23 protein-coding genes and 2 pseudogenes are annotated in these 23729 nt (G+C 66.4%); 8 read left to right on the top strand and 17 right to left on the bottom strand.

The window, feature by feature from the left end; genetic code table 11:
- Nucleotides 1-85: 85 nt before the first annotated feature.
- From ACYP5B_RS09145 to ACYP5B_RS09160, 4 genes and pseudogenes are all read left to right on the top strand, one after another.
- Nucleotides 86-244 (top strand): annotated as a pseudogene (locus tag ACYP5B_RS09145) (saccharopine dehydrogenase NADP-binding domain-containing protein); the annotation flags it as partial.
- A gap of 104 nt (nt 245-348) precedes the next feature.
- Entirely contained in the window at nt 349-678 is a 330-nt protein-coding gene (locus ACYP5B_RS09150; RefSeq protein WP_459569401.1) for a hypothetical protein, read from the top strand.
- Between the two features lie 60 nt (nt 679-738).
- Complete coding sequence (locus ACYP5B_RS09155; protein WP_318231012.1) at nt 739-1137, top strand: DUF350 domain-containing protein; 399 nt, start codon at nt 739-741, stop codon at nt 1135-1137.
- A 238-nt stretch (nt 1138-1375) separates the two neighbouring features.
- Complete coding sequence (locus tag ACYP5B_RS09160) at nt 1376-1708, top strand: H-NS family nucleoid-associated regulatory protein (protein WP_318231013.1); 333 nt, start codon at nt 1376-1378, stop codon at nt 1706-1708.
- Nucleotides 1709-1716: 8 nt separating this feature from the next.
- Here the strand turns inward: ACYP5B_RS09160 and ACYP5B_RS09165 are convergent, their stop codons facing one another.
- From ACYP5B_RS09165 to ACYP5B_RS09190, 6 genes and pseudogenes are all read right to left on the bottom strand, one after another.
- On the bottom strand, nt 1717-2079 hold the full coding sequence (locus tag ACYP5B_RS09165; RefSeq protein ID WP_400096513.1) for a copper-binding protein: 363 nt from the start codon (nt 2077-2079) through the stop codon (nt 1717-1719).
- A 74-nt stretch (nt 2080-2153) separates the two neighbouring features.
- Nucleotides 2154-2646 (bottom strand): annotated as a pseudogene (locus ACYP5B_RS09170) (cupredoxin domain-containing protein).
- Between the two features lie 29 nt (nt 2647-2675).
- Complete coding sequence (locus ACYP5B_RS09175; protein ID WP_459569369.1) at nt 2676-3977, bottom strand: multicopper oxidase family protein; 1302 nt, start codon at nt 3975-3977, stop codon at nt 2676-2678.
- 2 nt (nt 3978-3979) lie between these two features.
- Nucleotides 3980-5440, bottom strand: coding sequence for a TolC family protein (locus ACYP5B_RS09180; protein ID WP_459569371.1), 1461 nt, complete (start codon nt 5438-5440; stop codon nt 3980-3982).
- A 9-nt stretch (nt 5441-5449) separates the two neighbouring features.
- The gene (locus tag ACYP5B_RS09185) at nt 5450-5770 is read right to left on the bottom strand and encodes a hypothetical protein (RefSeq protein ID WP_459569372.1); all 321 of its coding nucleotides are present in this window, start codon (nt 5768-5770) and stop codon (nt 5450-5452) included.
- Nucleotides 5771-5857: 87 nt separating this feature from the next.
- Complete coding sequence (locus tag ACYP5B_RS09190) at nt 5858-6376, bottom strand: hypothetical protein (RefSeq protein WP_459569374.1); 519 nt, start codon at nt 6374-6376, stop codon at nt 5858-5860.
- A gap of 156 nt (nt 6377-6532) precedes the next feature.
- On the opposite strand from ACYP5B_RS09190, the gene ACYP5B_RS09195 reads away from it, so the two are divergent.
- Together ACYP5B_RS09195 and ACYP5B_RS09200 are read left to right on the top strand one after the other, a co-directional pair.
- Nucleotides 6533-7207: a heavy metal response regulator transcription factor gene (locus ACYP5B_RS09195; protein WP_318231020.1), complete on the top strand. Its 675-nt coding sequence runs from the start codon at nt 6533-6535 to the stop codon at nt 7205-7207.
- A 25-nt stretch (nt 7208-7232) separates the two neighbouring features.
- On the top strand, nt 7233-8678 hold the full coding sequence (locus ACYP5B_RS09200) for a heavy metal sensor histidine kinase (RefSeq protein ID WP_459569376.1): 1446 nt from the start codon (nt 7233-7235) through the stop codon (nt 8676-8678).
- 105 nt (nt 8679-8783) lie between these two features.
- On the opposite strand, the gene ACYP5B_RS09205 is transcribed toward ACYP5B_RS09200, so the two are convergent.
- Entirely contained in the window at nt 8784-9017 is a 234-nt protein-coding gene (locus tag ACYP5B_RS09205) for a DUF2164 family protein (protein WP_459569378.1), read from the bottom strand.
- Between the two features lie 305 nt (nt 9018-9322).
- On the opposite strand from ACYP5B_RS09205, the gene ACYP5B_RS09210 reads away from it, so the two are divergent.
- On the top strand, nt 9323-9571 hold the full coding sequence (locus ACYP5B_RS09210; RefSeq protein WP_459569379.1) for a transposase: 249 nt from the start codon (nt 9323-9325) through the stop codon (nt 9569-9571).
- A 164-nt stretch (nt 9572-9735) separates the two neighbouring features.
- Here the strand turns inward: ACYP5B_RS09210 and ACYP5B_RS09215 are convergent, their stop codons facing one another.
- From ACYP5B_RS09215 to ACYP5B_RS09235, 5 genes are all read right to left on the bottom strand, one after another.
- Nucleotides 9736-12942: a CusA/CzcA family heavy metal efflux RND transporter gene (locus ACYP5B_RS09215; RefSeq protein WP_459569380.1), complete on the bottom strand. Its 3207-nt coding sequence runs from the start codon at nt 12940-12942 to the stop codon at nt 9736-9738.
- Nucleotides 12943-12964: 22 nt separating this feature from the next.
- Entirely contained in the window at nt 12965-14254 is a 1290-nt protein-coding gene (locus tag ACYP5B_RS09220) for an efflux RND transporter periplasmic adaptor subunit (RefSeq protein ID WP_459569382.1), read from the bottom strand.
- Nucleotides 14255-14271: 17 nt separating this feature from the next.
- A complete protein-coding gene (locus ACYP5B_RS09225) occupies nt 14272-15540 on the bottom strand; it encodes a TolC family protein (RefSeq protein WP_459569383.1) in 1269 nt (422 codons plus the stop codon).
- A 74-nt stretch (nt 15541-15614) separates the two neighbouring features.
- Nucleotides 15615-16010, bottom strand: a complete 396-nt coding sequence (czcI, locus tag ACYP5B_RS09230) for a cation efflux protein, CzcI family (RefSeq protein ID WP_459569385.1) — start codon at nt 16008-16010, stop codon at nt 15615-15617.
- A gap of 122 nt (nt 16011-16132) precedes the next feature.
- Nucleotides 16133-16411: a hypothetical protein gene (locus tag ACYP5B_RS09235; protein WP_459569387.1), complete on the bottom strand. Its 279-nt coding sequence runs from the start codon at nt 16409-16411 to the stop codon at nt 16133-16135.
- Nucleotides 16412-16438: 27 nt separating this feature from the next.
- Between ACYP5B_RS09235 and ACYP5B_RS09240 the strand changes: the two genes are divergently transcribed.
- The gene (locus ACYP5B_RS09240; protein ID WP_459569389.1) at nt 16439-18631 is read left to right on the top strand and encodes a heavy metal translocating P-type ATPase; all 2193 of its coding nucleotides are present in this window, start codon (nt 16439-16441) and stop codon (nt 18629-18631) included.
- 61 nt (nt 18632-18692) lie between these two features.
- Here the strand turns inward: ACYP5B_RS09240 and ACYP5B_RS09245 are convergent, their stop codons facing one another.
- The 5 genes from ACYP5B_RS09245 to ACYP5B_RS09265 are packed head-to-tail and all read right to left on the bottom strand — an operon-like array spanning nt 18693 to nt 23727.
- Nucleotides 18693-19583 carry a polysaccharide deacetylase family protein gene (locus ACYP5B_RS09245; protein WP_459569391.1) on the bottom strand — a complete coding sequence of 297 codons (891 nt, stop codon included), beginning with the start codon at nt 19581-19583 and terminating at the stop codon, nt 18693-18695.
- Nucleotides 19584-19596: 13 nt separating this feature from the next.
- Entirely contained in the window at nt 19597-20649 is a 1053-nt protein-coding gene (locus ACYP5B_RS09250) for a bifunctional UDP-4-keto-pentose/UDP-xylose synthase (RefSeq protein WP_052495092.1), read from the bottom strand.
- Nucleotides 20646-21605 (bottom strand): formyltransferase, encoded by a 960-nt coding sequence (locus ACYP5B_RS09255; protein ID WP_459569392.1) that lies wholly within the window; start codon nt 21603-21605, stop codon nt 20646-20648. The genes ACYP5B_RS09250 and ACYP5B_RS09255 overlap by 4 nt, the downstream gene beginning before the upstream one ends.
- Nucleotides 21593-22585, bottom strand: a complete 993-nt coding sequence (locus ACYP5B_RS09260) for a glycosyltransferase (RefSeq protein WP_400096529.1) — start codon at nt 22583-22585, stop codon at nt 21593-21595. The genes ACYP5B_RS09255 and ACYP5B_RS09260 overlap by 13 nt, the downstream gene beginning before the upstream one ends.
- The gene (locus ACYP5B_RS09265; protein ID WP_459569393.1) at nt 22564-23727 is read right to left on the bottom strand and encodes a DegT/DnrJ/EryC1/StrS family aminotransferase; all 1164 of its coding nucleotides are present in this window, start codon (nt 23725-23727) and stop codon (nt 22564-22566) included. The genes ACYP5B_RS09260 and ACYP5B_RS09265 overlap by 22 nt, the downstream gene beginning before the upstream one ends.
- Between the last annotated feature and the right edge of the window lie 2 nt (nt 23728-23729).

Below are 23729 nucleotides of genomic sequence, written 5' to 3' on the forward strand. Positions count from 1 at the left end.
CTCGCTGATCCCATCGCCTTGGCTTTTTATTTCTCCCTGAATTTTGCCGGCCCAAACCGCGTGTTGGGTCCTGCACGTTGTCATCATGTCTAGCAAGCGCATCGAGCATATCGTCATTGTCGGCTTTGGCTGTATCGGCCAGGCCATCCTGCCCCTGCTGGTGCAGGCGCATCCGGAAGCGGCGGTCACGGTTGTGGACCGGGTCATGGACGCCCACCGCCTGGCGCTGGCCCGGCAGTACGGCGCCATGCCGCTGCATGCCACCGTGGCACCGGCAACGATGACAGCAGCGCCAGCACGAGCAGCGGTGGCCATGGCGGTGGCTACTACGGCGGGTATCACGGCGGCATGGCACGCTGGTACGGGCCGTATTACACCGAGTCCGGCACCGTCTACCGCCCAGACGGCACGCAGACCCGGCGCGACATGTCGAGCGGCGTTGCCCGTCCCATGGGTGTCTATGACAGCAACGGCAACCTGGCCCGCGTCAGCCAGGCGCCGGGCACGCCGCATGCAACCATGGTCGAGGAGGCCACGCTGAGCCGCAGCAGCCTCGGGCGCGGCGCGAGCGGCGGCATGTCGATGCGCTCGGCCGCCGTCAGCCGGGCGCCGGCCGTGTCCTCGCGCGGCGGCTTTACCAGCCGCTTTGGCGGGTCTGGCCGCTCCGGCGGCGGCTAAGGCTGCATCGCATTTTTTCAGATTCGCTTCACATCCGGTCCAACCCAACCAGGAACCCACATGACCTTTCCCCTACAGCCGGTCTACGCCTACCTGATCTACATTCTCGCCAGCTTCGCCATGCTGGGGCTGTTTCTGCTGGTGTACACGCGGATCACGCCGCACCGCGAGTTCGAGCTGATCCGCCAGGGCAACGTGGCGGCGGCCTTGTCGCTGGGCGGCGCGGTGCTGGGTTTTTCGCTGACGCTCTCGGCCAGCATCCAGCACAATGCCGCCTTCTCGATGTTCGTGCTGTGGGGCTTTGGCGCGTTCGTGGTGCAGGTGCTGGCCTATGTGATCGTGGCGCGGGCGCTGCGCGGCGTCAGCGAGGAAATCACCGCGGACAATCGCGGCATGGGTGCGCTGATGGGGGTGGTATCGCTGGCGGCGGGCATCGTCAATGCCGCCTGCCTGGCATAGCATCGCCGCTGGTTTGGCGTGAGGGAGGGCGCCGAGAGACGGAATATGCACCTCGCGGGATGTGCGAAGGTGCCAAGGGCCGCGCGGCAACTGGCATTAACGCTTAGGAAATGTCTGCGCCAGCAAAGGCGCAAGACCCTGTAAAATCGTGCATTACAGGCGGCTTGACCCGCTGGATTACCCCCCTTCCTCCGCTTTACCGGCCATCCGTCCGCCGGCAAAGTCAATTACGAAAGTCATGTCAGAGTCTGATGAAGCCAAACTAGCCGCGGCGACGTGGGTCCGTGAGCAGATGGACCGCCACGGCCTCACGCTCGACGATTTACTTGAGGCGGGCTGTTTTGCTGCACCCCCGGCTCCGCCGGCGCCGGCTCAGGTGGTGCCGAGCGCCACGTTGGCCGTTACGCCCCCGGTTGCCGCGCCGGCAGTGGCCGCCGAGGCGGAAAAGCCAGCCCGGGTGCTTTACCGTAACGCCATGGGCCAGAGCTGGGACGGTACCGGCGAGCGGCCGGAGTGGCTGCAGCGGGCTGTCAACGCGGGGCAAACGGTCGATTTCTTCCGGGTCGGATAAGAATCCCCTTACTGCGCCGGTGGCTGCACCACCAGCGTGGTCACCGTCAGCGCGCCGTTGGCTCGGATCACGCTGAACTTCACCCGGTCGCCTTCCTTGGCCTGCCCCAGCAGGGCCGGGTCTTGCACGCGGAAGATCATGGTCATGGCATCCATGCCCAGGTTGGCGATAGGGCCATGCTTGATGGTCAGTTTGCCGGCCGCGACATCTACCTTGCGGATCTCCCCATTGGTCAGTGGTACAGCCTCGGCTTGTGCCGCGCTGGCCGGGGCGGAGGAGGCGTCGCTGGTATCGGGGGCGGCCCCGGCCGGCAGGGTTGCGAAGGCCGCCAGAAGCGGCAGCAGCGCGAGCAGGTTCTTGCTGGTGTTCATTTGCATTCCTTCCTGGTTGGTTGGTTGGTTGGTGTTGAATACAGGGTGTTTTGTCGCCTGGACGCTAAAAACGCTTAGCGCACGCTGACCTTGCCGCGCATGCCGGCGTCATAGTGGCCGGGCTGCAGGCAGGCAAAATCAACCCGGCCACTGCGCGTAAAGCGCCACACCATTTCGCCGCGCTGGCTGGCTTCGAGCGTGACGGCGTTCGGGTCGGCGTGTTCCATCTCAGGCATCTTCAGCATTTCGGCGTAGTGCGTCGGCCTCGGTGCCAAGCACCATCTCATGCCGTAGCTTTCCAGCGTTGCGCACCACGAAGCGGATGGTCTCGCCGGCCTTGACCTTGATGTCGGCCGGGCTGAAGCGCATGTTGTCGGTCATGTCGACCTGGATGGTGCGGCTCACGCTGGCGGCGTCGCCCGGCTCGCCAATAGCGCTGGCGGCCTCGCCGGCATGAGGGCCGCCGTGGCTGCCGGCGGCGACGGCGCTGGCGCACGGCAGGGCGAGGGCAACGGCACTGGCCGCCGCCACCAAGGCGGTAGCGGCACGGGATTTCCTGTTTCGCATGTTGTCTTTCCTTTCTCTGGCTGACGTGGTCATTGGCTGGCGCCGGGCGTGCCGGCATATTCGAAGGCAACAGTGCCCTTGGGATGGCGATACCAGCCCGGGTCGCGGTAGTCGTTGCGGCCAAGGCCGGCGCGCACCTTGAGCACCGTGAACATGCCACCCATCTCGATCGGCCCGAATGGCCCTTGTCCGGTCATCATCGGCAAGGTGTTGTCCGGCAACGGCATCTCCATGCCGCCCATATCCGCCATGCCGGCCTCGCCCATCGCCATGTACTCCGGCACCAGCGCGTTCATCCGCTTGGCCAGGTCCTTTTGCTTGACGCCGATCATGGTCGGCAACTGGTGGCCCATGGCGTTCATGGTGTGGTGGGACTTGTGGCAGTGAAAGGCCCAGTCGCCGGGGTTGTCGGCGATGAATTCGATGGCGCGCATCTGTCCCACCGCCACGTCGGTGGTCACCTCCGGCCAACGCGCGGACGGGGGCACCCAGCCGCCATCGGTGCCGCTCACCTCGAAGCGGTGTCCGTGCAGATGGATCGGGTGGTTGGTCATGGTCAGGTTGCCAAAGCGGATCCGCACGCGATCGCCCAGGCGCACCGGCAGCGTGTCGATGCCCGGGAACACGCGGCTGTTCCACGTCCACATATTGAAATCCGTCATCTCGGCCACGCGCGGCGTGTAGGAGCCGGGGTCGATGTCGTAGGCCGAGATCAGGAACACAAAATCGCGATCGACCCGCATCTGCGCGGGGTCCTTCGGATGCACCACGAGCAAGCCCATCATGCCCATCGCCATCTGCACCATCTCGTCGGAATGCGGGTGGTACATGAAGGTGCCGGCGTGCTTCATCTCGAACTCATAGACGAAGGTCTTGCCGGGCGGGATATGCGGCTGCGACAGGCCGCCGACACCATCCATGCCGGCCGGCAGGATGATGCCGTGCCAGTGCACGGTGGTGTGTTCCGGCAGCTTGTTGGTGACGAAGATGCGCACCTTGTCGCCTTCCACGCACTCGATGGTGGGGCCGGGGCTCTGGCCGTTGTAGCCCCACAGGTGCGCCTTCATGCCGGGCGCGAACTCGCGCTCGACGGGCTCCGCCACCAGGTGGAACTCCTTCCAGCCTTGGCGCATGCGCCAGGGCAGGGTCCAGCCGTTGAGGGTCACCACCGGGTTGTAGGGGCGGCCTGTGGCCGGCGCCAGCGGCGGCTGGGTGGCGGGGCTGGCTTGCAGCGCGGCCTCGGGCAGCACTGCGGCGCCGGCGCGCGTCACCAACGCCGCGCCGAGCATGGTAGCGCCGGAGCCATGCAGGAATTGTCTTCGGGTAACCATGGTCATTGTCCTTTGGGCGAAGCAGGCGAGGCGGGCGATGGCGGGCTGGCAGGGGCCGCGGGAGATGCCGTGGAAGGGGCGGCTGGGAGAGGCAATGCGGCGCCGTCCGGCAGCCGTCCGCCGAGCGCGCCTTGCAGCTTGGTTTGGGCCACCCAGTACTCGCGCAGCGCGTCGAGATAGCCGTTGACGGCACCGACTTGCTCGCGCGCGTCAGCCAGCAGCTCGAACACGCTGACCAGCATGCCGTTGTAGCGCAGCATGCCTTCATCCGAGATGCGCTTGCGCAGCGGCACTACCTCGTCGCGGTAATGCCGCGCGATGTCGTAGCGCGCCTGGTAGCCGGCGTAGGTCTCGCGCACTTCCGAGCGCGCGTTGATGGCGCTCTGCGCGAGCCGGCTGGCGGCCTGCATGTAGACCGCCTCGGCCCGCGCCACGCGGGCACCACCCCAGTCGAACAGCGGGATCTCGATATCGATGCCGTAGCCGGTCTCGCGCGGCTTGCCGGTTTCAGAGTTGTGCAGGTAGCTCACATCCAGCACGCTGATAAAGCGCGTGGCGCGGGTCAGGCCAAGCGAGCGCGCCAGGCTGTCCAGCTGCAGCCTGCCGGCTTGCAGGTCGAGCCGGCTGGCCATGGCATAGCCCTCCAGGTCCGCCATGGCCGGGCGCGCCTTCGGCAAGTCCGGCAGGCGTTCGGGGAGCCGGTATTGCGCGCCGGTGCCCCACAGCCCAAGCTGGCGCGTGAGTTGCTCGCGGGCGGCCAGTGCCTGCTGGCGCGTACGGGCCAGCTGGGTCGCGGCGTCGGCATAGAAGGCTTGCTCGCGCGCGTGATCGAGCGCGCTGACGTTACCGGCGCGCGCCAGGTCGCGGGCGAACAGCGCGCCTGTTTCAGCCGCGTTCTTGACCTGCTCGGCATAGCGCGCCGATTGTTCCGCGGCGACAGCATTGACGAAGGCCTTGCGCGTTTCCAGCGCCTGCCGCAGCAAGGTGTCGGCCACGGCGAGCCGGGTTTGCGTGAAGCGGTCCTGCTCGATGCGGGCCGCCAGCGGAAGCACCAGCAGGTTCATCAAGCCGACCGTGATGGCGCGGTCGATCTTGAGGTCGTCGCCCTGGCGCGTGCGGCTGAAGGAGAATCGCGGGTTGGGCAGGCGCGTTGCCTGGACGTATTCGGCCTCGGAGATGCCCAGGTCGGCAAAGGCCGCCTGCAGGCCGGCGTTGTTGAGCAGCGCGATCTGTACAGCGCTGTCGGCGTCGAGCGGCTGCGCCAGCAAGGCCTGGGTGCGCTCGTGGACGGCGGCGCGGTCCTGGTCGGAGCGGACCCAGATAGCGTCCTTGCCGAGGCGCTCGCGCGCCGCGGTCGCCGCCGTGCCGAAGCCGCCGTCGGCGGTAAATCCGGCGCAGCCGGCCAGCAGCAGGGTACAGGCCGCCGCGGCCAGTCCCGGCCGGATTGGCAATGGGTGAGACATGCGGCCTCCTTAGTGGTGGTGGCCGTGAGCGGCAGCGGCGGGCTTGGCCGCAGGTGTCGGCGCGGGCATGGGCATGGACATGGACATGGGCGCATTGGCGCCCGGTGCGTCCTTGCCCGCCGGCGGCGTGACCTGGGCATTGGACTCGCGCCACGGGGCGATGGCCTGCGCCTGGAACGGCACATAGCCCGCCAGCACGTTCAGTGCCGGCAGCGGCGGCACGGATGCGCGGGGATCGAGCGGATCGGCAGCGGGCGCGCTGGACTGGGCCGACGACAAGGTCGGCCCGAGCACCAGGCAAGCCGCCGCAAGAATGCGGACGAAATGCATGACAACCTCAGAGTTCGTGGGATGTGCGAATGACCGCGCGGGGCAAAACGAACGGCGGGCGAGCGTGCGCTGGACGCACCTCGGGTGTCAGCAACGTGCGGCGGGCGGGCGGTCGGAGAGGGGGGGGAGGAAGTCGGCGTAGGCAGCCAGGGAGGCTGCCGGAGCGGCATGGCCGTGGCTGGCCAGGGCGAGTTCGGGCAGGATCGTGGGCATGATGGCCCCGAGTGCGCAGGCCGAGCAGGCGTTGCAGGCGCCACCGGCGCCATGGCTGGCGTGGTGATCCCGATGGTCTTGATGGGCGGGCTGGTCAGTCGTGCCAGTCGTACCTGTCATCCCGTCCCTCTCTTGGGCCGGGTCCGCCGCGTCATGGCACTGCGCGCCGGCATGGCTGCCGAGCGCGGCTTCCGCCTGCGACTTCATGGCCGCATGACGTAACATCATCGATTCCATGGCAGGCGAATCGGCCGGCAGTACGACGGATTGCGTCCGCACCGATTGCACCGATTGCGCCGCGCTGCAGACCATCATGACTGCCGCCGCGACACCCTGTGCGGGCAGCGCGATCATGGCAAGGCATAACAGGAAGTAGCTAAGGAAGCGTTTCATCGGGGCAGGGGAATCAGCAGCCGATATTGTACCTGCATCGAAAGGTGCGGTAGCGTGACGCCAACATGACATTGCTGACATCTTCGGCCGCGGCGGGGCTTCCTCGTATAGCGTGTCGGTCTTGCAGGGCCGGTTGACGGCCCGGAGTGAATAAATATGCGCATATTGATTGTCGAGGACGAGCCCAAGGCAGGCGACTACCTGCGCAAGGGCCTGAGCGAATCCGGTTTCGTGGTGGACCTGGCGCGCGACGGCGTGGACGGCCTCGCCCATGCGCGCGGGCAGGAGTACGACCTGATCGTGCTGGATGTCATGCTACCGGGCATGGACGGCTGGCAGGTGCTCCAGGAACTGCGGCGCGAGCGCGATACGCCTGTGCTGTTCCTCACCGCGCGTGACGAACTTTCCGATCGCCTCAAGGGCCTGGAGCTGGGCGCGGACGACTATATGGTCAAGCCCTTCGCCTTCGCCGAGCTGGTCATGCGCATCCGCACCATCCTGCGGCGCGGCCCGCTGCGTGAAAGCGAGCTGATCGAAGTGGCAGACCTGCAGATCGATACCGTCAAGCGCCGCGTCACGCGCGACGGCCAGAAACTGGAGCTGACCTCCAAGGAGTTCGCACTGCTGCAACTGCTGGCACGCCGCAGCGGCGAAGTGCTGTCGCGTTCGCTGATTGCCTCCCACGTCTGGGACATGAACTTCGACAGCAATACCAATGTGGTCGATGTCTCCATCCGCCGGCTGCGCGCCAAGGTTGACGATCCCTTTCCCGCCAAGCTGATCCATACGCGGCGGGGCATGGGTTACGTGCTGGAAGAGGAAGTGCTGTGAGCCGGCGGATGTCGGGGGCAGCCTCTTGATCCGCGCCGTATTGCGCCTGCCGGCATCGCTCACGGCACGGCTTGCGCTGGCCTATGGCGCCGCCACCGTGGCCATCCTGGTGGCCGTTGGGACCTACCTGGCGAGCGCGCTTGCTGCCCAGTTGCAGGATCGCGACGAGAGCGAGCTGGTCAGCGAAGTGCTGCTGGTGCGCCATCTGCTGCGCGAGGTAGGCTCGGAGGCGGAGATCCGCGCCGACACGCATCGCTTCGCCGATCTCGCGCTCGGCCACGAAGGCCTGATCCTGCTGGTGCGCGGCAGCGGCGGCGAGCCACTGGTCACCCTGAACCCACGCCATGAGCCGGTGCCGGCATTGCCAGTGCTGCCCGCGGCCACACCGCCCGACAAATCACAACTGCACACCTGGTATCCGCGCAACGGCGTCGCCTCGCGCGGCATCTCCGCGTTGGGGCAGCTGGGCGATTCCGGGCGGGCGGTAGAGATCGTGGTGCTGCGTGACGCCGGGTACCGCGTGGCGCTGATGAAGGCCTACCAGACGCAGATGCTGTGGGCAACGCTGTGCGGCGCGGCGGTCGCGGCAGGGCTGGGCTACCTGCTGGCCAGGCGCGGCCTGCGCCCGCTCAGGCGCATGGCCGAGGACGCCTCGGCCGTCACCATGAGCCGGCTCGCCACGCGGCTCGATGCCGGCCAGGCGCCCACCGAGCTGCGCGCACTGGTCGCCGCGCTGAACGACATGCTGGCGCGCCTGGAAGATGGCGTCCATCGGCTCTCCGAATTCTCGGCCGATCTTGCACACGATTTTCGTACGCCCATCAGCAACCTGATCGGCCAGACCCAGGTCACGCTGGGCCATAGTCGCCCGGTGCAGGAGTACGAGAACCTGCTGGAATCCAACCTGGAAGAATATGAACGGCTGGCGCGCATGATCGAGAACATGCTGTTTCTTGCGCGCGCGGACCATGCCCAGGTAGCGATGACGGTGCGTGAGCTTGACGCGCGCGCGGAGCTGGACAAGGTCGCCGAGTACTACGAAGCCGTGGCGGCGGACCGCGATATCAAGGTGCAACTGGTGGGCCAAGGCACCGTGCGCGCTGACCAGACGCTGCTGCGGCGCGCGGTGACCAACCTCGTCGACAACGCCTTGCGGCACGCGCCCGCCGGCAGCGCCGTGGACATCCGGGTAGTGGCGGACGCCGCCGCTACCCGGATCCAGGTTGGCAATGGAGGCGCCGGCATTGCCGCCGAGGCGCTGCCGCACGTGTTCGGGCGATTTTACCGAGGCGACCCCGCGCGCAGCAATTCGGCGGGTTCGACCGGGCTTGGGCTGGCCATCGTCGATACGATCATGCGGCTGCATGGCGGTAGCGTGAGCCTGCGCAGCCGGCCCGGCGAGACTGTGGCGGAGCTGATGTTTCCGGTGCATCATGCCCGGTGCTCGACAGACTCGGTGGGCAGGGGTTAAGAGCCACCCCTTTCAAGGTGACGAAAATTATATGAGAGCCAGTCCACCTCTCCATTTAGATAGGCGTCAATCCAAACCTCCCTTATTTTATCTAGTAAATATCTACTATTCATGCTGCAACAACAAATCAAGTTGTTCCGAAATATCGGACAACTTTCGATCCAGCAAACGCTGCGCGTCTAGCGCACCTTCATTGTACGCATGGGATCGCACCAATTTGTACAATTTTTCCCCGAATGGAACAACCTCCATATTCCCAACCGAAACTTCTAACTCACTTTTCAGCAAGTCACGGACTTCTGAAGAAAACTTAATCAAATCAAATTTATCACTATCCATGGTGTTTCCTAAAATGTAGGGAATTTGAATTTCACGGAGCCGTGCGCGAACGGTGATCGATTTACATGATCTGCTTGTCAAGCCAAGCGCCCGGTCGATGTGCGCGGGCGATTCAAGCCAGCGCACCAAGCCCTCGTGCATCAAGCGCTTTGGCGTTGCAAGCTCGACCAGAATCGGTGCCCGGCAAAGAATATCGATTTCAAGCGCCGGCAGGATTCGGAAAATTCAGATCTTCATTTTGGATTCTTCAGGCCAGAAGTAAGAACCCGTTTGAAAGATCTCGGTAGATGTGGCTAAACGTTCCGATGTGGAAAAATGAACATCGAGAGCGGCAGGCGAACATGGCGGCCAAGACAAAGCGGTATCCGAGCGATCTGACGGACGTTGTGTGGGGTGCGATGGAGGGCTTGCTCCCCAAGCCGTTTGCCCGTGGCCGTCGCAGGCAGTGCAATCTGCGCGAGGTGATCAATGCGCTGCGCTACCTGGTGCGTTCCGGTTGTGGCTGGCGCATGTTGCCCAAGGAGTTGGGGTCGCGCGAAGCCGGATCCAGGTGACTGGCCGTGGCGATGTGCAGCCGCTCGCCGACAATGCCACCGCGGCCGGGCGCGCAATGAACCGCCGGGTGGAAATCGTGCTGGCGCCGCCGGGCACCTGGTTGCACTGAGGCGTAGCGGTGCTTGATGCCAGGAGCGGCGTGCCGCTCCTGCTGTCGGCAGGGTTAGCCGTTGGGCAATGCCGGTGGCACCGGCAAGCCGCCAGCCAGGCGTTCGCAGCCTGCGTCATCTTCAACGCCAGCCTCATCCTCATCGCGCCGATGCGCCAGCCGGTACAGCACCGGCAGCACCAGCAAGGTCAGCGCGGTGGAAGACAGGATGCCGCCGATCACCACCGTGGCCAGCGGACGCTGTACCTCGGCTCCGGTCCCGGTCGCTATCGCCATCGGGATAAAGCCCAGCGAAGCCACCAGCGCGGTCATCAGCACGGGGCGCAGCCGGGTCAGCGCGCCCTTGTGTATGGCTTCGTCGAGCGGCTTGCCGTCCTCGCGCAGGCTGCGGATAAAGGACAGCATCACCAGCCCGTTGAGCACCGCCACGCCGGACAGGGCGATAAAGCCCACCGCCGCTGAGATCGACAGCGGAATGCCTCGCAGCCACAGCGCCAGGATGCCGCCGGTGAGCGCGAACGGGATACCAGTGAAGACCAGCAGGCCATCGCGCACGTTGCCGAACATGGCGAACAGCAGCACGAACACCATCAGCAGCGCCACCGGTACCACGATCTGCAGCCGCGTTGTGGCGGACTGCAATTGCTCGAAGGTGCCGCCCCAGGTAACCCAGTAGCCTGCCGGGATCTTGACCTGGCGGTCCAGCGTCGCCATCGCCTCGGGCACGAAGGTGCCCACGTCGCGCCCGCGCACATTGGCGCTGACCACGATGCGGCGCTTGCCGTTCTCGCGCGAGACCTGGTTGGGGCCCGGGGCCAGCGTGAGGGTTGCCACTTCGCCCAGCGGGATATAGCTGGCGGTTGCCGTGCTTCCCTTCGGCAGGGGAATCGGCAGCCGGCGCAGCGCCTCCACATCGGCACGGATGCCTTCCGGCAGCCGCACGCCGATATTGAAGCGGCGGTCGCCCTGGAAGAAGATGCCGGCGTCGCGGCCGCCCACGGCGATGGCCACGGTGTCCTGCACGTCGATCATGTTGAGGCCGTAGCGGGCCGCGCGGGCGCGGTCCACGTCTACCGTCAGCATCGGCAGGCCGCTGGTCTGCTCGACCTTGACCTCGGTTGCGCCCGGGATGGCCTGCAGGACGGTGGCGACCTTTTGCGCGGTGTCCTCCAGCACGGCATTGTCGTCACCGAAGATCTTCACGGCCACGTCGCTGCGCACCCCGGAGATCAGCTCGTTGAAGCGGAGCTGGATCGGCTGCGAGAACTCGTACTTGTTGCCGGGGAGGGTCGCCAGCTCGGCCTCCATCTCCGCCAGCAATTGCTCTCGCGTCTTGGAGGGATCGGGCCACTTTGCGCGTGGCCTGAGCATGATGTAGCCGTCGGATGCGTTGGGCGGCATCGGGTCCGAGGCGATCTCGGCGGTGCCGGTGCGGGCGAAGACGCGCTCGATCTCGGGGAATTTCTCCTTGAGGCGCGTCTCGATCTGCTGCTGCATGGCGAGCGACTGCGTGAGGCTGGTGCCGGGAATGCGCAGTGCCTGCACGGCGAAATCCCCTTCGTTCAGGTTGGGGATGAACTCGCTGCCCAGCCGCGTCGCCACCAGGCCGCTGAGCAGCACCGCCACGGCGGCGAAGGTCAGCACCACCGGTGTGTTGGCGATGGTCTTGCCGAGCATCGGCGCGTAGGCGCGCTTGGCCCACCGCATCAGGCGGTTTTCCTTCTCGGCCACCTTGTCGCCGATAAACAGCGCCACCGCCGCCGGGACGAACGTCACCGACAGGATCATTGCACCGATCAGCGCCAGCACCACGGTCATCGCCATGGGGTGGAACATCTTGCCCTCCACGCCGGTCAGCGCAAAGATGGGGATGTACACGATCATGATGATGAGCTGGCCGAAGATCAGCGGGCGGCGTGCTTCCCGCGAGGCCGCAAAGACCTCGTGGAAGCGTTCGCTGCGCGTGAGCGGGCGGCCGTGCTGTTGCTGGGCATGGGCGAGGCGCCGCACGCAATTCTCCACGATCACCACCGCGCCGTCGATGATGATGCCGAAGTCCAGCGCGCCCAGGCTCATCAGGTTGGCGCTGATCTTGTAGGTCACCATGCCGGTGAAGGTAAACAGCATGGAGAGCGGGATCACCAGTGCGGTGATGATGGCGGCGCGCAGGTTGCCAAGGAACAGGAACAGGATCGCGATCACCAGGATCGCGCCCTCGACCAGGTTCTTCTTGACGGTGGTGATGGCGCGGTCCACCAGCACGGTGCGGTCGTACACGGTGACGGCCTTGACGCCGGCCGGCAGCGAACGGTTGATGGCGGCCATGCGCTGGTCCACCGCTTGCGATACGGCACGGCTGTTCTCGCCGATCAGCATGAAGACGGTGCCTAGCACCACTTCACGCCCGTTGTCAGTGGCCGCGCCGGTGCGCAGTTCGCGGCCGATGCCCACGTCCGCCAGGTCGCGGATGCGGATGGGCTGGCCCTGCGCGCTGCCCACGATGATCTCGCGGATATCGTCGACGGACTTGACCTGCCCCGGCGCGCGCACCAGGTATTGCTCGCCGCGCCGCTCGATATAGCCGGCGCCCACGTTGGCGTTGTTCTTCTCCAGCGCTGCCACCACGTCCTGCAGGCTCAGGCCGTAGGAGGCCAGCCGTTCAGGGCTGGGCGCCACCAAGTACTCCTTGGCGAAGCCGCCGATGGAGTTGATCTCGGTCACGCCTGGCACGGTGCGCAGCTGCGGCTTGATGACCCAGTCCTGGATCTCGCGCAGGTCGGTGGGCGTGTAGGGCGTGCCGTCGGCCTTCTTGGCGCCGTCCTCGGCTTCCACCGTCCACAGGTAGATCTCGCCAAGCCCGGTGGAAATCGGGCCCATCTGTGGCGCAACGCCTGCGGGCAGGTTCTGCGCGGCTTCCTGGATGCGCTGGTTGACCAGCTGGCGCGCGAAGTAGACATCGGTGCCGTCCTTGAAGATCACCGTCACCTGCGACAAGCCATAGCGCGACAGCGAGCGGGTTTGCTCCAGGCCCGGCAGGCCGGACATCGCCGTCTCGATCGGGTAGGTGACGCGCTGCTCGGTTTCCAGCGGCGAATAGCCGGGTGCCGAGGTATTGACCTGCACCTGCACGTTGGTGATGTCGGGCACGGCGTCGATCGGCAGCCGGCTGTAGTTGTAGATGCCGAGCGCGGCCATGGCGAACACGGCCAGCAGCACCAGCCATCGCTGCTCGATGGCAAAGCGGATCAGTCTTTCAAACATGAGGGAGTCTCCGCTGAGTGGCTTAGTGGCTATGCTCGGCGCCGGCCTTGCCAAGCTCGGCCTTGATCACGAAGCTGTTGCCCGCCACGTATTGCGTGCCGGACTTCAGGCCTTCGGTGATCTCCACCAGCTTGCCATCGCTGCGGCCGGTCTTGACCGGCCGCGCCTGGAAGCCGCCCGGAACGACAGCGAACACCACCACCTGCTGATCGCCGTTGCTTTGCAGGGCTTCGGCCTCGATCGCCACCGGCACCTCGGCGCTGGAGTCGGTCACGCCCACAGTGACGAACAGGCCAGGACGCCAGGCCATCTTGGGGTTGGGCAGGGTGACGCGGGCGGTGGCGGTGCGCGTTTGCTGGCCCAGCAATGAGCCGACATACGAGACCGTGCCCTCGGCCTTGCCGTCGAAGGCGGTGGAGGCAATCTTCACCTTCTCGCCGACCCGCACGCGATCCAGGTCCTTGGGCGCGATCACGAACTCGGCCCATACCGTGCTGAGGTCGGAAATGATGAACACGTTGGCGTCGGCCGCCACGGCTTCGCCCAGCGCCAGGTGCTTCTCGACCACGGTGCCGTCGAAGGGCGCGCGCAGATCGAAGCGGTTGAGCGACTTGCCACTGCCAGCGCTGCCGCTGGCACCGATGGCGGTCAGCTTCTGCGTGGCGTTCTGCGTGGCGATGCGGGCTTCCTGCAGCGCGGTGCGCGCGGCCAGGTAGTCCTGTTCGGCGGAGATCTTGTCCTCCCACAGCCTTTTCTCGCGCTGGAAGGTGGATTCAGCCAGTTCCAGGCGCTTTTGCGCGGCCAGCAGTTCGCTGCGCTGGTCGGACAATGCGGTGCTGGCCAGTACCGCCAGCAAATCGCCTTTCTTCACCTGTTGCCCCAGGTTGGCGGATACGCCTTCCACCACCCCGGCCACGCGTGGCACCACATGGGCGGTGCGGTCCTCGTTGAAGCGGATCTCGCCGGGGAAGGACACCGTGGCTTCGATGCGCGCCGGGCCAGCCGTGCGCAGCGTGAGTCCGGCCGCCTGGATCTGCGCCGGGGTCATCTCGACGTGGCCTTCTTTCTCTTGCGTTTCGTGGTGCTCCCCGTCGGCGTGCCGGGCGGTGTCGTCATGCGCCGCGCTGGCCGGGCTGCCGTGATGCTCGCCGTCGCCGTGGGCAGCGGCCTCGCGCTGCGCGGCTGCTGCCGGGGCGGCTTCGGTCGTGCCGTCCCCGCTGCCGCGCCCGACGAAAATCAGTCCCGCGGCGGCGATGGCGCCGCCCGCCAGGATGATGGCGATGCTCGTTTTTTGCTTGTTGTTGATTGTCATGATGGAATTCCTTTGCTTCAACGGCCAAGAATGCGGTCGATGGTGGTGGCTGCCTGATAGGCATTGGCGACCACGCCGAGATAGCGGATGCGCGCCTGGAACCAGGTGCGCTGCGCATCGAGCACGTCGAGGAAGTTGAATTTGCCCGCTTCGAAGCCGCGCGTGGCGGCCTCATAGGCCTGCTGGGCAGCCGGTAGCACGGTGCCCCTGAGCGAGTCGGCCGAGGTCCGCGATACGGTGAGTTGCCGCGTGGCTTGCTGCAGCTCATTGGCGAGCCGCACCTGCGTGGCGCGGTACTCGTCGGCCGCTTTGTCGGCCTGGCGCAGCGCGGCGTAGAGATTGCCCTGGTTGCGGTCGAGCAGCGGCAACGGCAGCGACACGCCCAGCACCGGCATGGTGCCGCGATCGGAGCCGTTGTCGCGTTTGCTGCCCAGGCTCACGGTCAGGTCGGGGTACTGGCGGCTGCGCTCCACGCCGATGATGGCCTGCCGGCGCTCCAGTTCCAGCCGGCGGCTCGCCAGTTCCGGCGCGCTGTCCAGCGCTTGCGTAAGGCTGGCGCCGTCGGGCCGCGCGGGCAGGGTATCGAGGTTGCCAGCCGCTTCCAGGAAGCGGGCTTCGCTGCTGCCCCACAGGCCGGCCAGCGACTGGCGTGCTATGGCAAGTGCGGCCTCGGCGTCGGCGACCTCGAGTTCCGCATTGGCTTGCTCCACGCGTGCCTTGCTTTCTTCGAGCGGCGCGATCTTGCCGGCGGCCACGCGGCGGATTGCCGCCTGCGCGCCCTTGGCGGCGATCTCGGCCGAGCCCCGCGCCAGCTTGACGCGCTCCTGTGCGATGACCACCGCGAAGAAGCCCCCGACCACGGCCGCGCGCAGGTCGGTGCGCGCGGCGCCCAGTTGCGATTGGGCGAGCTCGCGCGCCTTCTGCGCGGCGCCGATGCGCGCGGCGCGCTTGCCGCCGAGCTCGATCGGGAGGTTGACCTGGGCCGTGGTGGTGCGTGTGTCGCGGCGGTTGTCCTCGAGGAGCACCGCGAGTTCCGGGTTGGGGATGGTGCGGGCCTGCATGATGCCGCCCTCGGCGGCATCGAGCTCATGGCCGGCGGCCGAGAGCGTGAAGTTGCGCCCGGCCGCGAGGGCGAGCGCATCGTCCAGCGTCAGCGTGCCGGCTGGCTCCGCGATCTGTTGCGCCGCTTGCGCGGCAGGCAATGGGGTAGTCGCCGCGTTCTGGGCGAACGCGGCAGGGCTGAGCAAAGCTGCCGCCAGCCCGAGCGGCATCACAAGTGTTCTCATCGAATTTCACCGGGAAAAGGCCAGGGAAGTTCGGCGAGACGAGAGTCTGGAGGTAAAGGGAGTCGTCTCGCCGTTTAGGCGGCGAGCGGCCACTGCGGGCGGTCGGGGGGGGCGCCGGGCGCCGACAGGTAGGACGCGGCCAGCGCCCGGTAGCTGATGGCCACGCCGTGGTGCGAGGCGCTCGTGGCCAGGTCCGGCAAGACCAGCTGGGCGCTGGCAAAGTGGCACACGGCGCAGTCCAGGTCGGGCAGCTTGATGTTGTCCTTGCCTTCCTTGCTGTCACTGCTGCCGTGCTGGCTGAGCTTGCCCTGATGGGCGTGGCTATGGTGGCCGAAATGCCAGTTGGCGCTGGCCGTGGCGGTGCCGTTGCCTTGCTGCGCGCTTTCATGATTGCAATACGCCGCGGCCCCGGCCCAGGCGAACTGGAGCGGCAGCATGATGGCGAAAAGCAGGATCAGGAAACGGCGCATGCGGCGGATTATATAGGCAGGAAGGATGACCCTTGCACGACTGTGGCTTAATCGTGGCGCTAGGGCGATGTCAGGTGCCCGCATCGACCGAGTTGCAGACTGCGCTTGACCCTGTAGTCGCTTCAGGGTCTTAAATGGGCGGTAAGCAAAAACAAGCAGGGAAAACCGCCATGCCTAGCGCAACCCCAGACCAAGCTTCGCTCCGTGACCAATCGTGTTGTGATCATGAGCATTCTGATGCACACGAACATGCGCATAAGCACGATCAAGCACACCAGCACCAGCACCAGGACGGCCACGGCCACGACCACAGGCACGACCACAGGCACGACCACAGGCACGACCACAGGCACGACCACGGCCATGATCACAGTGGCGGTCACGGCCATCAGCACGCTCAAGCCGCCGCCTGCTGCGGCAGCGCCAGCATGGCCCCGCAGATTGCCGTAGCCGTCCCTGCCGGCACCGCCGCGGCCAGCTATCGCATTGACGCGATGGACTGCCCGACGGAGGAGACACTGATCCGCAACAAGCTGGGCAGCATGGCCGGCGTGGCCGCGCTGCAGTTCAACCTGATGCAGCGCGTGCTGACGGTGCACCATACGCTGGACTCCCTGGAGCCGGTGGTGCGGGCCATCGAGAGCCTCGGCATGAAGGCCGAGTCGCTATCGGAGCAGGCCGCTGCGCTGCCGCCGCAAGCCGCCAAGCCGTGGTGGCCGCTGGCGCTCGCCGGCGTGGTCGCGCTTGGCGCGGAGGCTGTGCAGTGGCAGCAAGTGCCGGGCCAGGAATGGCTCGCGCCCCTGCTGGCGTTGGCGGCTGTGGCGATAGCCGGGCTGGGCGTCTACAAGAAGGGCTGGATTGCGCTGTCCAACGGCAACCTGAACATCAACGCGCTGATGAGCATCGCTGTCACTGGGGCCATGCTGATCCGGCAGTGGCCGGAGGCGGCCATGGTGATGGTGCTGTTCGCGCTGGCCGAGCGCATCGAGGCGGCGTCGCTGGACCGTGCGCGCAACGCGGTGCGCGGCCTGATGGCGATGGCGCCGGAGCAGGCCACGGTGCGGCAGCCGGATGGCAACTGGCTGCCCGTGGAGGCTAGCGCGGTGGCCATCGGCGCATTGGTGCGCCTGCGTCCGGGCGAGCGCGTAGCGCTGGATGGGCGCGTGTTGCGCGGCCAGTCCACGCTGGACCAGGCACCGATCACTGGCGAGAGCGTCCCGGTCGACAAGACCGTCGGCGATGCGCTCTTCGCCGGCACCATCAACCAGGCCGGCGAACTGGAGTACGAAGTCACCGCGCCGGCCAGCGGCTCCACGCTGGCGCGCATCATCCACGCGGTGGAAGCGGCGCAGGGCAGCCGCGCGCCCACGCAGCGCTTTGTCGACCGCTTTGCCCGCATCTACACGCCGCTGGTCTTTCTTGGCGCGGTGCTGGTGGCCGTGGTGCCGCCGCTGGCGATGGACGGCGACTGGAGCGCGTGGATCTACAAGGCGCTGGTGCTGCTGGTGATTGCCTGCCCGTGCGCGCTGGTGATCTCCACGCCGGTGACCATCGTCAGCGGCCTGGCGGCCGCGGCGCGGCGCGGGATCCTGATCAAGGGCGGCGTCTACCTGGAGCAGGGCAAGGACCTGAAATGGCTGGCGCTGGACAAGACCGGCACCATCACGCACGGCAAGCCGGCCCAGACCGATTTCCAGCCGCTGGGCACAACCGCTGCCGGCGGCGCGGCGGCGAGCGCTGCCGCACGCCTGATCGCCGCCAGCCTGGCTGCCCGCTCGGACCATCCTGTGTCGATGGCTGTCGCCAACGCGGCGCGCGCGGAAGGCCTGGTACCGCTGGACGTGCGGGACTTTGCGGCGCTGCCGGGCTATGGCGTCAGCGGTACCGTGAACGGGCGTAGCTACTACCTGGGCAACCACCGCCTGATCCACGACCGTGGGCTGTGCTCGCCGGAACTGGAAGCCACGCTGGAAGCGCTGGAGCGGCAAGGCAAGACCGTTGTGCTGCTGGGCGCGGATCACGGCGTCGAGGCACTGTTCGGCGTAGCGGATACGGTCAAGGACAGCAGCCGCGAGGCGGTGGCGCAGCTGCATGCGCTGGGCGTCAAGACGCTGATGCTGTCGGGCGACAACCCGCATACCGCGCAAGCGATCGCCGCGCAGGTGCAGATCGACGAGGCGCGCGGCAACCAGTTGCCGCAGGACAAGGCCGACGCCATCGCTGCGCTCAGCGTGAAGGGGGCGCAGGGCATCCAGGGCAATGGCAGCAAGCGCGTCGTGGTGGGCATGGTGGGCGACGGCGTCAACGATGCGCCCGCGCTGGCCCGCGCCGACATCGGCTTCGCCATGGGCGCGGCCGGGACCGACACGGCGATCGAGACCGCCGACGTGGCGCTGATGGACGACGACCTGCGCAAGATCCCTGCTTTTATCCGGCTGTCGCGCCAGACTTCGACGATCCTGAAGCAGAACATCATCCTGGCGCTTGGCATCAAGGCGATCTTTCTGGCGCTCACGGTCATGGGCCTGGGCACCATGTGGATGGCGGTGTTTGCCGACATGGGGGCGAGCTTGCTGGTGGTCTTCAACGGCTTGCGGCTGGCGAAAGCAGGGCGGAGCTGAAATGACCGCGCCCCCATTGGATGGGGGCGCGGTCATTTCTTGGCGGATATTCAGCGGCGATTCAGGGCTGGATAATCAACTCGCCGCTGCGCCCTTCGATGGCGCCCCAGGTAACGGGTGCCGTCGGCAGGCTCGCCGGATCCAGGTGTCGATAGAACGTGCCCATTGAGACCAGGTCGTGCCCCTGCGCGCGCCAGCCATCCAGCAGGCGGTTGAACACCGGCGCCAGCTTGCCGCCTTCGAGTTCGGTATGCAGGGTGAAGACGTGGTCGCGCTCGCCTTCGCTCAGGCGCAGCACGGCTTCGTGCACGTTGTCCTCGGTCAAGTCATCGACGCCAATGAGTTCGTCCAGCGTTGGCAGCGTAGTGGGCATCTGCACATGGCGGCATGCCATGCCGTCGACCGTGGGGATATACGGCGCGGTGCCGCGTCCGTCGGACGCATACACCATGCCCCAGTCGTCGATCTGGCGGAAGGCGTCATTGTTCATCTGCCAGCCGGCCGCGCCATGGGTAGGCGGCGCTTCGCCGAAAATCTCGACGTAGCGGTCGAATGCGCTTTGCATCTGGCGCCGCGTCCAGGCGGCATCGCGCTCGCGCACGTTGTCCTGCCAGTAGACGTGATCCCAGGTGTGGATGCCGCACTCGTGTCCCGCCGCGCGCGCCGCGCGCATCTCGGCCGCGCCCTTGCGGCCGATGTCGGGGCCGGGCAGCAGCACGCCGTACATCAGCGTGCGCAAGCCATAGTTGGACACCACCGAGGTACGCGACACCTTCTTCAGGAAGCCGGGCCGGAACACGCGCCGCAGCGCCCAGCCGGTATGGTCGGGGCCGAGGCTGAACAGAAAGGTGGCCTCGGCCCGCACGCGTGCCAGCATGGCGAGCAGCGCCGGCACGCCTTCGCGGGTGCCGCGCAGCGTGTCGACGTCGACCTTCAGGGCAATACGGGCCATCGGGTGCGCGCGCTCAGTTGGCCGAATCGACCAGGGTGCGCGCTTCGATCACCTTGCTGCGGTAAGCCTCGAAGATGGCGCGCAGCGCGTCTTCCATGCTGACCTCGGGCTTCCAGCCGAGTTCTTCCACGGTGTTGTCGATCTTCGGCACGCGGTTCTGCACGTCCTGGTAGCCCTTGCCGTAGAAGTCGCCCGACGAGGTTTCCACAATCTGGGTCTTCTTGGCTTCTTCCGCGTACTCGGCGTAGTCGCCGGCCATCTTCAGCATCATCTCGGCCAGTTCGCGCACGGAGTGGATGTTGCGCGGGTTGCCGATGTTGTAGATCTTGCCGGTGGCAATTCCGTTCGGGTTCTCGATGATGCGCATCAGCGCGCTGATGCCGTCGGTGACGTCGGCAAAGGCACGCTTCTGCGCGCCGCCGTCCACCAGCTTGATCGGCTCGCCGCGCACGATGTGGCCGAGGAACTGGGTGACCACGCGCGAGGAGCCTTCCTTCGATTCAAAGATCGAGTCCAGGCCGGCGCCGATCCAGTTGAAGGGGCGGAACAGGGTGTAGTTCAGGCCTTGTTCCATGCCGTAGGCGTGGATCACGCGGTCCATCAGCTGCTTGGAGCAGGCATAGATCCAGCGCGGCTTGTTGATCGGGCCGCAGATCAGCTCGGACGTCTCGGGATCGAACTCGTCGTCGTGGCACATGCCGTACACCTCGGAGGTGGACGGGAACACCAGGTGCTTGCCGTACTTCACGGCGGCGCGCACGATCGGCAGGTTGGCTTCGAAGTCGAGCTCGAACACGCGCAGCGGCTGGCGCACGTAGGTGGCAGGCGTGGCGATGGCCACCAGCGGCAGCACCACGTCGCACTTGCGGATGTTGTACTCGATCCATTCCTTGTTGATGGTGATGTCACCTTCAAAGAAGTGCATGCGCGGATGGTCGATCAGGTCGCCAAGGCGATCGCTGGACATGTCCATGCCGTAGACTTCCCACGACGTGGTTTCGAGAATGCGGCGCGTCAGGTGGTGGCCGATGAAGCCGTTGACGCCAAGAATCAGGACCTTTTTCATCGGTTTTCCTCTTTGGACAATGCGGTAAGAAATGTGGAAAGCGCGGCGGGCGAGACGGGCGCGGGTTGGGCGCCATCGTCCAGCAGTTCGCGTACAAGGATCAGGCCGCCATCGCCGCACACGCCGACGATCTGCCCGTCGATCACGTGCAAGCCCGGGTGGGCGGCGCTGGTGGACTGCAATGGGGCTGCTCCGGATGCGCTGCCGGCATGCGCAAGGCGCGCCTGCGCCACCACGAAGCGGCGCGAGCCGACATCGGTGAAGGCACCCGGATAGGGCGGTGCGACCGCGCGGATCAGGTTGTAGACCTGCGCGGCCGGCTGCTGCCAGTCGATGCGGCCGTCCTCCGGCTTGCGCCCGGAGAAGTAGCTGCCTTCGGCCAGGCGGTTGGGCAGTGGCGTGATGTTGCCAGCCATCATGGCGGGCAGGGCGCGCCACAGCGTTTGCTCGGCGGCCACGGTCACTTTCTCGAAGACCTCGCCGGCGGTGTCGTCGGGCAGGATCGGCACTGACGTCTGGTCGACGATGAAGCCGGCATCCGGCTTGGCTTCCATCGCATGCAGCGTGGCGCCGGTCTCGGTCTCGCCGTGCAACACCGCCCAGTTTACCGGCACGCGGCCGCGATACTTGGGCAGCAGCGAGCCGTGCATGTTGAAGGCGCCTTGCGGCGCCAGCGCCAGCACTGCCGCGGGAATCATCGCGCGGTAGTAGAAGGAGAAGATCACGTCGGGGCGCGCCGCGGCCACCGCGGCGGCCAGCGCCGGGTCGGCCGGATCTTCGCCGTAGGTGACGGGCAGGCCGAGTTCGGCGGCGGTATCGGCAACGCGGCGGAACCAGATGTTCTCATCCGGGCGGTCGCGGTGCGTGACGACCAGCGCCACCTCCACGCCACGCGCGTGCAGCACGCGCAGGCAGCGCTCGCCGACGTTGTGATAAGCGAAGACTACTGCGCGCACGGGACCCCCGTCGCCTTTTGCTGCTCCGGCGTGCCTTCCAGCACCGCCTGGATGCGATAGCGCGGACGGTTGCGCACTTCCTGGTAGATGCGGCCGATGTACTCACCCAGCAGGCCGATGCCGAACAGCATGATGCCAACCAGGAAGAAGTTGAAGGCGAGCAGGGTGAACACACCCTGCACTTCCGCGCCAAGCACGAAGCGCCGAACCAGCAGGACCGCCACCAGGCCCGCCGATGCCAGCGACAGCAAGGTGCCGATGGCGGAGAACCACTGCAGCGGCACGATGGAGAAGCCGGTTACCAGGTCGAAGTTCAGCCGGATGAGCTGGAACAGCGAATACTTGGACTCGCCGGCGTGGCGCTCCTCGTGCTCCACCACGATCTCCACCGGATTGGCGGAGAAGGTATAGGCCAGTGCCGGGATGAAGGTATTCACCTCGCGGCAGGCATTGATGGTGTCGACGACATTGCGGTCGTAGGCACGCAGCATGCAGCCCTGGTCGGTCATCTTGATGCGCGTGATGCGCTCGCGCAGCCGGTTCATGGCGCGGGACGCAATGCGGCGGAACGCCGTGTCGTTGCGTTCGCGGCGGATGGTGCCAACGTAGTCATGGCCTTCGCGCATGGTCGCCACCAGCCGCGGGATTTCCTCCGGCGGGTTTTGCAGGTCGGCGTCCAGCGTGATCACGATCTGGCCGCGGGTGTGCTCGAAGCCGGCCAGAATGGCCATATGCTGGCCAAAGTTGCCGTTGAACAGCACCACGCGCGTCGTGTCCGGGCGCTTGTGAAACTGGCTGGCCAGGATCTGTGCCGAACGGTCGCGACTGCCGTCGTTGACGAAGATGATCTCGTAGTTGCAGCCGAGTCCGTCCATGGCCGGGTAGAGCCGGTCGAACAGGGCTTGCAGGCCGTCTTCCTCGTTATAGACGGGAATGACGACGGAGACTTCGACAGGGCTCATTTGAAGAGGCGTTTGCATGTTTCACTAAGAGTTGCGCATACCCGCTCCACGTCGGCGGCTTGCATGGCGGGGAACATCGGCAGCGTGACGATGCCCCTTCCGATGCGCTCGGCGTGTGGCAGCATGCCTTCGCGCCAGCCCAGGGAGCGGAAATAAGAAAACAGGTGCACGGCGGGATAATGCACGCCGGTGCCGACGCCTTGCTCGCGCATGGCCTCCATCACCGCGGTGCGCCCGCCTTCGATGCGTTCGGCCGGCAGCACCACCTGGAACATATGCCAGTTGGTGGTAGCCAGCTCGCCGTCACGCGGCAGCGGCAGCTCGATGCCGAGCTCGGCCAGGCCGCTGGCGGCGGCGCAGCGGTAGTAGGTTTCGGCCAGTTCGGCGCGGCGTGCCGTAATGGCGTCAAGGTGCGCCAGTTGCGACAGGCCGATGGCGGCGTTGACGTCGGTCAGGTTGAACTTTCCGCCGGGTTCCTCCACATCCATGCCGTCCATGCCGGTACGGATCACGCCTTGCAGGCGCAGGCGTTCGGCGCGCTCGGCTTCCTCGGGCGAGTTCATTACCAGGCAGCCGCCTTCGACGCTGGTGATGTTCTTGTTGGCCTGGAAGCTGAAGCTGACCAGGTCGCCGAAGGCGCCGATGCGCTGGCCGCGCCAGCGCGAGTCGATGGCCTGTGCGGCGTCCTCGATCACGCGCAGGTTGTGCTTATTCGCGATGGCATAGAGGCGGTCCATATCCACCGGCAAGCCCGACAGGTAGACCGGCATGATGGCGCGGGTACGCGGCGTGATGGCGGCTTCCACGGCGTCGAGATCGATATTGCGCGTGCGCGGGTCGATGTCGACGAAGACCGGCTTGGCGCCCACCGTGATGACGACATTGGCGGTGGCGACCCAGGTGATCGGCGTGGTGATGACTTCATCGCCCGGGCCGATATTGGCCACGCGCAATGCGATCTCCATGGTCGCCGAGCCGTTGGCGAAGGTGCGCACCGGGCGTCCGCCGAACAACTCGGACAGCGCGGCCTCGAAGGCGTGCATCTTGGGGCCGGAGGTGATCCAGCCCGAAGCCAGCACCTTGCCCACCTCGGCGATGGCATCGGCGTCAATATTCGGCTTGACGAAGGGCAGGAAGGCTTGCGCAGCGGAAGCGGTCATGG

Source organism: Cupriavidus sp. 8B (assembly GCF_054589115.1).